The sequence below is a fragment of the Kocuria rhizophila genome, from assembly GCF_003667225.1.
Classification (GTDB): Bacteria; Actinomycetota; Actinomycetes; order Actinomycetales; family Micrococcaceae; genus Kocuria; species Kocuria rhizophila.
Window position 1 is genome coordinate 1 of record NZ_RCOM01000082.1, and the last position, 10,010, is coordinate 10,010.

Genomic DNA, 10,010 nt, shown 5'->3' on the forward strand with positions numbered 1-10,010 from the left:
CGCCCCCCGCCGCAGGCACGGGCCGTGCGGGGCGCAGAGCGCAGCACGGGGGTTCGGAGCGGTGGGCCGGTGTGCGGGGCGTCATGCGATGCACGGGAAGTGTGGGCGCGCGGATAGCGTTGGATCCTGAGAGACCCCCTGACCCCCGTGGAAGGACCCCCGTGACCGCTGCACGCATGAAGACCCCCGTTCGCGCCTCCGAGCTGACGGGCCGCGCCTGGCTCAACACCGGGGGCCGGGAACTGGACCTGCAGGCGCTGCGCGGGAAGATCGTGATCCTGGACTTCTGGTCCTTCTGCTGCATCAACTGCCTGCACGTGCTGGACGAGCTGCGCCCGCTCGAGGAGAAGCACTCGGACGTGGTGGTGACCGTGGGGGTGCACTCTCCCAAGTTCGAGCACGAGGCGGACCCGGACGCCCTGGCCGCCGCGGTGGACCGCTACGAGATCACCCACCCCGTGCTGGACGACCCCGAGCTGAGCACGTGGGACGCCTACACCGCGCGCGCGTGGCCCACCCTGGTGGTCGTGGACCCGGAGGGGTACATCGTGGCGCACCTCTCCGGCGAGGGCCACGTGTCGGGGCTCGAGTCCCTGGTGGCGGAGCTCGTGGCCGAGCACGAGGCCAAGGGCACGCTGCACCGCGGGGACGGGCCCTACGTGCCGCGCCCGCGTCCCGAGGGCGAGCTGCGCTTCCCGGGCAAGGTGGTCGGGCTGCCGGACGGCTCGTTCATGGTGAGCGACACCGGCCACCACCGCCTGGTGCAGCTCGAGTCGGACCTGAGCACCGTGCGCCGCGCAATCGGCGACGGCACACGCGGCTGGGTGGACGGCCCGCGCGAGCTCGCCCGCTTCAACGAGCCCCAGGGCATCGCCACGCTCCCGGCGCACGTCCGCGCCGAGGTGGGCTACGACCTCGTGGTCGCGGACACCGTGAACCACCGGCTGCGCGGTGTGGACCTGGGCTCCGGCTCCGTGCGCACCCTGGCGGGCAACGGCGTGCAGCGGCTGCTCGACGACGCCCGCGCCCGCGGCACGGACCCGAACGTCATCACCGCCACCGATCCCACCGAGGTGGCTCTGTCCTCCCCGTGGGACCTCGTGTGGTCCGACGCCGCCGACACCCTGGTGGTCGCGATGGCCGGGACCCACCAGCTCTTCTCCTTCGACCCCCGCACCGGTGCGCTCGCCGTGCTGGCCGGCACCGGGGACGAGGGCCTGCGGGACGGCGCCGCCCGGGAGTCCTGGTTCGCGCAGCCCTCCGGGCTGGCCCAGGACGCCCACGGGGACCTGTGGGTCGCGGACTCGGAGTCCTCCGCTCTGCGACGGGTGCGGTGCGCGGCCGGCGACGCCGCGGCGTCGCCCACCGGTCCTGAGGCAGCCGCGGCTCCCCACGCACCCATGGCCGTGGGCGACCCGGCCGGGTTCTCCGCCGGGCCGGACTCTGCGGGATCTGACCGGGACGCCCCCGCGCGTCCCGACGCCGCGGCGTCGACCCCCGCACCCGAGGCGCCCGCCGCCGCGCACGCGGCCCCCGAGGTCTCGGTGGAGTCCGCCGTGGGGCTGGGGCTCTTCGACTTCGGGTTCCGGGACGGCCCCGCCGCAGAGGCGCGGCTCCAGCACTGCCTGGGCGTGACCGTGCTCCCGGACGGCTCCGTGGCCGTGGCGGACACCTACAACGGTGCCGTGCGCCGCTACGACCCCGCCACCGGTGAGGTCTCCACGCTCACGCGCGGACTCGCGGAACCCTCGGACGTGCTGCTGGACACCTCCCACGAGGAGCCCGTGCTGGTGGTCGTGGAGACCAACGCGCACCGCCTCGTGCGCGTGCCCGTGCCCAAGAAGGCGCAGACCGTGGACGAGGGTGCCGCCCAGGTGCAGCGCAAGCGGACCCCGGTGGCACCCGGTGAGCTGGAGCTCGCGGTGCGCTTCTCCGCTCCGGCGGGCCAGAAGCTCGACACCCGGTGGGGGGACCCCACCCAGCTGAAGGTCTCCTCCTCCCCGGAGGACGCGCTGGTCGAGGGGGGCGGGACGTCCCAGGGCCTGACCCGCACGCTGCGCCTCGCGGACGGCGTCACCGAAGGGGTCCTGCACGTGACCGCCCGCGCGGCCGCGTGCGACGGCTCCCCGGACGGGGAGATCCCCGAGCACGCCGCGTGCCACCTCTACCAGCAGGACTGGGGCATCCCGTTCACCGTGGATCCCGCGGCCCCCGCTGAGCTGATCCTCGAGCTGCGCGGCACGGACTGAGCCCGCGACGGGACGCTACCTGGGGCTGACGCTGGCCTGGTCCCCCGTGACCTTCAAACCCGCGGAGAACGTGAAGGGGACGTCCTGGGACACCGTGGACGTCCGGCCGTCGTACAGGTCCACCGCGGTGAACTCGATGTGCGCGGTGCCCCTGCTGTCCGGCAACGACCACTGGTCCGCGTGCGGACCGGCCAGGCGCACCTCCGGCCGGGGGTAGTCCTTGATGCTCCAGGACACCTCACCCTGGATCCGCCCCGGGAAGTCGTGGGAGAACGGGCACCCCTCGGGGTAGAGACTGTCCTGCTCCGCGCACCGGTCCAGGTGCGCGTGGATCTGCTCGTCCACCTGCTGCTTCATGGTCTCGGACGGGACGGCCGTGAGCTCCATGGTGGTGTGCTGGTCCTCGTCACTGACCGGCACCTCGCGGGGCTCCGCCGTGATCATGGGGGAGCTGTAGGACCCCGTGTAGACCCCGGGGTAGAACACCGCGAAGTCCCGGGAGGATTCCGGCAGCGCCACGGAGGCGCCGTTGATGTCCACCGCGGTGGAGCCGGGCATGGACACGGTCATGGTGGGCAGCGTGGACGGGTCGAAGTCCCACACCGTGAAGAACCCCCACTGGGTCTCCGCCGGGTGCAGCGTGAACTCCGAGGAGGCCGGCTTCCCGTCCAGCAGGTAGCTCGCGCGCACCACCGCGTGGTCCTTGTCCGAGGACACGGTGGACACCTCCACCTCGTCCAGGTGGCTGCCCGCCTCCGCGAGGGCGTCCCCGTCCAGCAGCGCCGCGTTCGAATCCGGCACCTGGGCGTTCAGCAGCCCCAGAGCCTTGCCGCCGTCCCCGTCCTGCAGCGCCTGGAAGTACTCGCGGACATCCGTCTCCGGACCGTACTGGTACTTGTTCACCAGGGCGATGGTGACCGCCGCCGCCGCGACCGACAGCACGATCAGGAAGAACCACGCCCCCACGGCCCTGATGATGCGATCGCTGCGTTCCATGGATCTTCACGTTAGTGGATGAGCGGGCAGGGAGCAGACCCGTGTCACCGGACGGCGGGCCCGTGGCCGGACCAGGTTGTGGCAGGGCCTTGGCCGGATCCCAGGTTCTTGGGCGGCGGGGCCGTGCCCACGGCGCAGACGGGTCCCGGGCCCCGCCGGTGGAACTAGGCTGGACCGGGCGACGCCGCGGCGTCGCCCCCACCGCAGATCCGCCCCAGGGCGGAGCCCCACACAGAACCGCCAGCGCGGAGGCAGCACATGGCAGAGACCGTCCGACAGGTGCCGCCCCGGTACGGGGAGCCCGAGCACGTGTTCCACCCGCGCATCGGATCCTACGGGCGGCGGCTGCTGGCCGCGTGCCCACCGCTGGCGCTCGTGGGTCTGGCCGTGGCCATGATCTACGTCCGCCGGGCGGGCGGTCTCGCCCTGGTGCTGCTGGTGCTGCTGGCGCTCGCGGGAGCCGTGGCCTGCTACGCCTACCTCCGCCCGGCACTCGTGGTCCTCACGGCCAGCCACGTGCTGACGTCCCGCTGGATGGGGTTCCGGGCCGTGGAACGGGAACGGGTTCCACAGGTGGTCACCGTGGAGGCGCTGCTCCCGCCGCATGCGGCGCAGGGGCGCACCAGGGGCCGGCCCCACCTGTGGTTCGTGACTGCCGCGGGACGCTGCGCCCTGTCCCTGGACGGCACGGTGTGGGATGCCCGGACCCTGCAGGAGATCGCCCGGCTCAGCGGCGCCCAGCACGTGAACTTCAGGCGGGCCACGCCCGCCCAGGTCAGCGAGCACTGGCCCCGGCTCGTCTCCTGGCGGGTGCGATTCCCCCGGGTGCGCTACGCGCTCTCCTCGGCGGCCCTCGTGGCCGTGGTGGTCGCGCTCGTGTGGTGGGCGTTCGTCCCGGGCGCGGGGTGATTCCGGGGCGACGCCGCCCCCCCCAGCTGTGCCCTGCTGCCGCGAGTTCTCCTGGTGTTGCCCCAGCACCACGGCCACCCACCACGACCGCGACCACGACGGCCACGAACTGCGACGCCGTGAGTGGCGCCGGCTGACGAGGCGGTGCCCCATCATCCGCGCACGAGAACGGCCGGTCCCCCGCGGGGACCGGCCGTTCTCGTGCGGACCGGCGTTGCCGGGTCAGTCGGAGTCAGCGTGCGGCGCTGCTGCCGCCGTCCGCGCCCTGGCCCGAGCGTGCGGGAGCGCCGGAGGCCGTGGCGGCCCCGTCGCGCTGCCGGGCCCGTGCGATCTCGGACTCGCGCTCCTCGTTGGCCTCGCGGGTCAGCTCCGCTCCCGCCTCGGCGTCGCGCGTGAGGTTCTCGCCAGTCTCCGGGTTGAAGACGTGCATGCGGCGGCTGTCCAGCCAGATCTTGGAGTTCGAGCCACCGCGGATGCGGGAGGACGCATCCAGGGACACGACAACCTGCGCGGGCATCTCGTCCGCGTCCAGCTCCTGGGCCAGCTCGTTGAGCTTGTGCTGGACCGTGTCGTCCTGCTGGTAGTGGATGTAGCCGTACTGCTGGTTGCCCAGCCACTCCGTGTGCGTGAACTCGGCATCGAACATGGTGCCGTGGCCCACCTTGGCCTCGTCCACGAACTTGGCGTCCTCGAAGTGCTCCGGGCGCAGCCCCAGCAGCACGAGCTCGGGAGCCCCGGAGAGCCTGGCCCGGACACGCTCCGGAACCTCGATGTCACCGATGGGCGTGCGGAACGTCCCACCCTCGATGCGGGCCGGGATGAAGTTCATGGACGGCGCGCCGATGAACCCGGCCACGAACAGGTTGACGGGCTGTTCGTAGAGCTCTCGCGGGGAGGCGATCTGCTGCAGCTGACCGCGCTTGAGCACGGCCACGCGGTCGCCCAGCGTCATGGCCTCCGTCTGGTCGTGGGTCACGTAGATCGACGTGATGCCCATGCGGCGCTGCAGCTGCGCGATCTCCGTGCGCATCTGGCCGCGGAGCTTGGCGTCCAGGTTGGACAGCGGCTCGTCGAAGAGGAACGCGTCCGCGTCACGCACGATCGCGCGGCCCATGGCCACACGCTGGCGCTGACCGCCCGAGAGGTTCGCCGGCTTGCGCTCGAGGTGCTCGGTGAGGTCCAGGGTCTCTGCGGCCTCGCGGACCTTCCGGTCGATCTCGTCGTTGCTGAACTGGCCCTTGGCCAGGCGCAGCGGGAACGCGATGTTCTCGTAGACGGAGAGGTGCGGGTAGAGGGCGTAGTTCTGGAACACCATCGACAGGTTGCGCTCGCGCGGCTGCCGCTCGTTGACGCGCTCCCCGTTGATCTTCAGGTCCCCGCTGGTGATGTCCTCGAGGCCCACGACCATGCGCAGCAGCGTGGACTTGCCGCAGCCCGAGGGGCCCACGAGGATGAGGAACTCGCCGTCGGCGATGTCGATGGAGATGTCGTTGACCGCAGGGAAGCCGTCGTCGTACTTCTTGACGAGGTGCTCCATGGTGATAGCTGCCATGTTGTGTCAGTCCTTACTGTGTCTGAGCGTGTGGAGGGGCCGGGCTCAGCCCTTGACGGCGCCCTGGGTCAAACCGGAGACGATCTGGCGCTGGAAGGCCAGCACGAGGATCACCACGGGAATCGTCACGATGATCGCCGCGGCCGCGATGGCACCGGCCGGGTCCTCGAACTGGGACGCACCCGTGAAGAACGCCAGGGCCGCGGGAACAGGGCGTGCCGCCGAGGTGGAGGTCAGTCCGATGCCGTAGACGAAGTCGTTCCACGCGATGAAGAAGGCGATGATGGCGGTGGTGAACACGCCCGGCAGGGTCAGCGGCACGATGACCTTGCGGAAGGCCTGCCACGTGGTGGCGCCGTCCACCTGCGCCGCGCGCTCCAGGTCCCACGGGATCTGCTGGAAGTACGCCGCGAGCGTCCAGATGGAGATCGGCAGCGTCAGCGAGAGGTAGGGGATGATCAGGCCGAGCCAGGTGTCGTAGAGCCCCACCTGGCGCCACAGGTTGAACAGCGGCGTGACGATCGAGATGACCGGGAACATGGAGACCACCAGGGCGGTGGTCAGCACGAGCTTCTTGCCCGGGAAGTCCAGGCGGGCGATCGCGTAGGCGCACAGCGTGGCCAGCACCACGGCGATGAACGTGGCGATCAGCGAGATGCCGATCGAGTTGCGCAGCGCCGGGAGGAACAGGTCCTTGGCGTCGCCCACGAAGATCTGCTCGTAGTTCTCGGTGACGAACTCGGTGGGCAGGAACTTCCCGGAGTTCAGGTCCGAGGGGGACTTGAAGGACGTCATCAGGATGGACAGCACCGGGAACAGTGCGTAGACCAGCACCACCACGGAGATGACGGCCCAACCGATCTTCTGTTTAGTGCTCAGCATGGCGGGTCACTTCCCCTTCCCAGAGCCACCGGTCAGGTCCACCTTGAAGATCTTGATCGCCACGAGCGCGATGAGCATCACGCACGCGAACAGGATCACCGAGATGGCCGAACCCAGGCCGATTTCCAGACGACCGATGGACGTGCGGTACGCGAGCAGCGAGAGCGTCTCGGTGCCGTACTGTCCCTGGGTCATGATGAAGACGTTGTCGAAGATGCGGAAGGCGTCCAGCGCGCGGAACACCACGGCCACCATGATGGCGGCCTTCATGTTCGGCAGGACCACCCGCACCAGGCGCTGCCACGCGGAGGCGCCGTCCACGCGCGCGGCCTCCGTGAGCTCACCGGGGACCTGCGCCAGCCCGGAGAGCAGCAGCAGGGAGATGAACGGCGTGGTCTTCCAGATCTCCGAGGCCATGATCACGACCAGGGCCGGGCCGGCGGAGCCAAACCAGTTGAAGTCCGGGCCGATCATGGGCAGCCACGAGAGCCAGTTGTTCACGTAGCCGGTGGTGATGTCGAAGGCGTAGAACCACGCGAATGCGGAGACCACGGTGATGATGCCGTAGGGCACCAGGATCGCGGTGCGCAGGATCCCGCGGGTGGCCTTGACCGCGCTGTGCATCACGAGGGCGAGCGCGAGACCGAGCACGAGCTCCACGACCACGGTGACCACGGTGATGAGCACGGTGACCCCGAGGTCCCGCCAGAACACGATGTCCGAGAACACCGTGGCGTAGTTGCTGAGGCCCACGAACTCCTTGTCACCCGGTGCCGTGAGGCGGAAGGAGAACAGGGAGTCCCACAGCGCCTGCACGATCGGGTAGAGCGTGACCAGGAGCATGATGACGAACGCCGGACCGGCGAGCAGCCACCCCAGCTTCCGCTCGGAGCGGGCCCGGTCCGAGAGCTGCGCCTTCTGGCGCGGCTTCCCGGTCCCGGTGGCGCGGGTGCGCGAATCGACCGTGGTGCTCACAGCAGCGCATCTCCCTTCAGGACTTCCTCGATGAATGCGGTGGTCTCACGAGGGGTGTTCTCGTCCACCTCGCTGGGCGGGGTCCAGTGCTGCTGGATCGCGGTGGAGATCTCGTTGTAGTACGGGGTCTGGGCGCGCGGCTTGGCGGCGTCCAGGGACGTGCGGATGGTGTCCGCCATGGGGAACGCCTCCTTGGCCGCGGGGTCGTCGAAGGCCTTGGCGGACGAGGGCGGGTTGCCGTTGGTGGCGAAGTACTGCGCCTGGTGCTCGGTGGAGACGATGCACTGCACCGCGTCCCATGCGAGGTCCTGGTGCTTGGACGCCGAGCCCACGCCGAGGTTGATCCCGCCCAGCGGGGGAGCGGACGGGGTGTCCGCGTCCACGCGGGGCCACGTGGTCCACTTGATGTCGTCCACCACGGACTGCTCCAGGGAGCCGTCCTCCACCGCGGCCTTGGACGCGGAGTAGATGAACGGGTAGTTGACCATGAACGAGCCCTTGTCCCCCTGGAACTGGATCATGGAGGCGTTCTCGTCCTGGGTGGCCAGGCCGGGGCCTCCCAGGCCCTCCTTGCCGATGGTCCCGATGATCTCGGCGGCCTTCTGCCCCGCCTCCGAGTCCAGGTCGACCTGGGCGTCCTGACCGGCCTCGCCGTCCGTGACGATCTGGCCGCCACCGGACTCCACGAGTCCGTTGACCCACACGGACATGGACTCGCCGCGGGTGCCCTGCACACCCAGGTACTTGTCCTGGGTCTGTGCCGCCTTGATGATCTGGTCCCAGGTGACGGGCTTGGACATGTCCAGCCCGGCGGCCTTGGCCACGGAGTCCCGGTACCACAGCAGCTGGGTGTTGGCCCAGAACGGGATGGCCACGAGCTCGTCGTTCCACGTTGCGCCCTGCAGCGGACCCTCAAGGGTGTCCTTGGTGGTGGCCTCCACGACGTCCTGCGGGGGCTTGGCCAGGAAGCCGGGCTCGGCGAGCTCGGGCACGAAGGGCGGGTCCAGGCTCATGATGTCCATGGAGGTGTCGCCGGCGGCCAGGCGGCGTGCGAGCTGCTCGCGCTGGGAGGACGCGTCGCGGGGCAGCAGGGAGGTCTGGATGGTGTACTTCCCGCCGGAGGCCTCGGAGCAGTCCTGCGCGATGACGGCCTGTCCGCCGTCGTCGGGGTTGATGTACCACGTGAGCGTGGGCGGGCCGGCCTCCCCGCCGCTGCACCCCGTGAGCAGCATGGCGGACGCGGCCGCGGCGGCCGCAACGCTGCGGACGGTGCGCGGTTTCCCGGCCCTGTGTGAGTGGTGAGTGGACTTCACGGTGGTTCCTCCCCTGGAGAGCGCATGGGCTGGGCGATGCGGCGCGTCCTTGCGCGGGTGTCGCGGCCGATCCAGCGTCAGTCCAGTCTACGGGTGGCCCGCATCACGTGTGACGTGTGACTCGACGTCACGAGAGAAAAACTGCCACCGCCGTCATCGTGAGCATGGAGGACACCGTGGTGAGCAGGACGGTGTCCCGGCACACGGTGGTCGCCCGGTCGTAGCGCACCGCGGCCACGTAGAGGTTCTGGGCGGTGGGGAGGGAGGCCATGACGACCGCGGCGTACAGGGCGGGACCGGTGAGACCCAGCGCCCACGCGAGGGCGAAAGCCAGCGCCGGGTGGAGCACCACCTTGGCTCCCGCGGCCAGCAGGGTGTCCACGCGCGCGCCGGGGACGGACAGGGGGCGGGCGCGCACCAGGGAGATGCCGAACGCGAGCAGCATCGCGGGCACCGCGGCGCCCGCGACGATCCGCACGGGCTCCAGGACCAGGTCGGGGAGGGTGAGACCCGTGGCCGCGCAGAGGATGCCCAGGGCGGAGCCCACGATCAGCGGGTTGGTCACGATGCTCCGCAGCACGGAGGAGACCGTGGGCCGTCGCCCGCCCGTGAGGGTGTCCATGACCGTCAGGTACAGGGGGGTGTTCAGGGTCAGCTGGAACAGCATCACCGGGGCCACCTGGGAGGCGTCCCCCAGCACGAACATGGCGATGGGGATCCCCAGGTTCGCGGCGTTGACCTGCCCTGCGGCCTGCGCTCCCATCACCACCGTGGAGGCGTCGCGGCGGAGCACGAACCGGGAGAGCAGCCCGTAGGCGAGCATCGTGAGCCACGCGGAACCGGCCGCCACGAGCAGCGGGGCGGAGAACACCCGGTGCACGTCCGCCTCGGACAGCGTCAGGAACAGCAGCGGCGGGGAGCCCACGTAGAACGCGAGCCGGGACAGCACCTGCTGGGCGTCCGCGCCGAGCACGCCCAGGCGCCCGATGCCGTAGCCCAGCCCGATCACGGCCCACACGATGAAGAACCCCGCGAGCACTCCTGTCATGACCGGCAGCTCCTCGGGTCGGGGATGGTGCGTGCACCGCTAGCCCACGGACGGGGCGCCGCAGGGGGCGGGGCGCACCACCTGGC

Annotated in this window: 8 protein-coding genes; 2 read left to right on the plus strand and 6 right to left on the minus strand. The window is 70.7% G+C overall.

Annotation, left to right across the window (positions count from 1 at the left end):
* Positions 1-176: 176 nt before the first annotated feature.
* The gene (locus tag D9R02_RS09870) at positions 177-2,249 is read left to right on the plus strand and encodes an NHL domain-containing thioredoxin family protein (protein ID WP_035885174.1); all 2,073 of its coding nucleotides are present in this window, start codon (positions 177-179) and stop codon (positions 2,247-2,249) included.
* A gap of 15 nt (positions 2,250-2,264) precedes the next feature.
* Here the strand turns inward: D9R02_RS09870 and D9R02_RS09875 are convergent, their stop codons facing one another.
* A complete protein-coding gene (locus D9R02_RS09875; protein ID WP_019309974.1) occupies positions 2,265-3,245 on the minus strand; it encodes a hypothetical protein in 981 nt (326 codons plus the stop codon).
* 258 nt (positions 3,246-3,503) lie between these two features.
* Here D9R02_RS09875 and D9R02_RS09880 point away from each other — a divergent pair, with 258 nt between their 5' ends.
* On the plus strand, positions 3,504-4,154 hold the full coding sequence (locus tag D9R02_RS09880; protein WP_019309975.1) for a hypothetical protein: 651 nt from the start codon (positions 3,504-3,506) through the stop codon (positions 4,152-4,154).
* A gap of 232 nt (positions 4,155-4,386) precedes the next feature.
* On the opposite strand, the gene D9R02_RS09885 is transcribed toward D9R02_RS09880, so the two are convergent.
* The 5 genes from D9R02_RS09885 to D9R02_RS09905 all read right to left on the minus strand — a co-directional run bounded on the left by D9R02_RS09885 (position 4,387) and on the right by D9R02_RS09905 (position 9,924).
* On the minus strand, positions 4,387-5,706 hold the full coding sequence (locus D9R02_RS09885; RefSeq protein ID WP_019309976.1) for an ABC transporter ATP-binding protein: 1,320 nt from the start codon (positions 5,704-5,706) through the stop codon (positions 4,387-4,389).
* Positions 5,707-5,751: 45 nt separating this feature from the next.
* A complete protein-coding gene (locus tag D9R02_RS09890) occupies positions 5,752-6,588 on the minus strand; it encodes a carbohydrate ABC transporter permease (RefSeq protein WP_019309977.1) in 837 nt (278 codons plus the stop codon).
* Between the two features lie 6 nt (positions 6,589-6,594).
* Positions 6,595-7,563 (minus strand): carbohydrate ABC transporter permease, encoded by a 969-nt coding sequence (locus tag D9R02_RS09895; RefSeq protein WP_019309978.1) that lies wholly within the window; start codon positions 7,561-7,563, stop codon positions 6,595-6,597.
* Positions 7,560-8,876, minus strand: a complete 1,317-nt coding sequence (locus tag D9R02_RS09900) for an extracellular solute-binding protein (protein WP_019309979.1) — start codon at positions 8,874-8,876, stop codon at positions 7,560-7,562. The genes D9R02_RS09895 and D9R02_RS09900 overlap by 4 nt, the downstream gene beginning before the upstream one ends.
* Positions 8,877-9,003: 127 nt before the next feature.
* Positions 9,004-9,924: an AEC family transporter gene (locus D9R02_RS09905; protein ID WP_121566832.1), complete on the minus strand. Its 921-nt coding sequence runs from the start codon at positions 9,922-9,924 to the stop codon at positions 9,004-9,006.
* Positions 9,925-10,010: the final 86 nt, after the last annotated feature.

Bases quoted from the DNA above. Each gene is read 5' to 3' on its own strand.
- D9R02_RS09885 (WP_019309976.1), bottom strand. From the start codon at position 5,706: ATGGCAGCTATCACCATGGAGCACCTCGTCAAGAAGTACGACGACGGC.
- D9R02_RS09880 (WP_019309975.1), top strand. From the start codon at position 3,504: ATGGCAGAGACCGTCCGACAGGTGCCGCCCCGGTACGGGGAGCCCGAG.
- D9R02_RS09870 (WP_035885174.1), top strand. From the start codon at position 177: ATGAAGACCCCCGTTCGCGCCTCCGAGCTGACGGGCCGCGCCTGGCTC.
- D9R02_RS09875 (WP_019309974.1), bottom strand. From the start codon at position 3,245: ATGGAACGCAGCGATCGCATCATCAGGGCCGTGGGGGCGTGGTTCTTC.
- D9R02_RS09890 (WP_019309977.1), bottom strand. From the start codon at position 6,588: ATGCTGAGCACTAAACAGAAGATCGGTTGGGCCGTCATCTCCGTGGTG.
- D9R02_RS09905 (WP_121566832.1), bottom strand. From the start codon at position 9,924: ATGACAGGAGTGCTCGCGGGGTTCTTCATCGTGTGGGCCGTGATCGGG.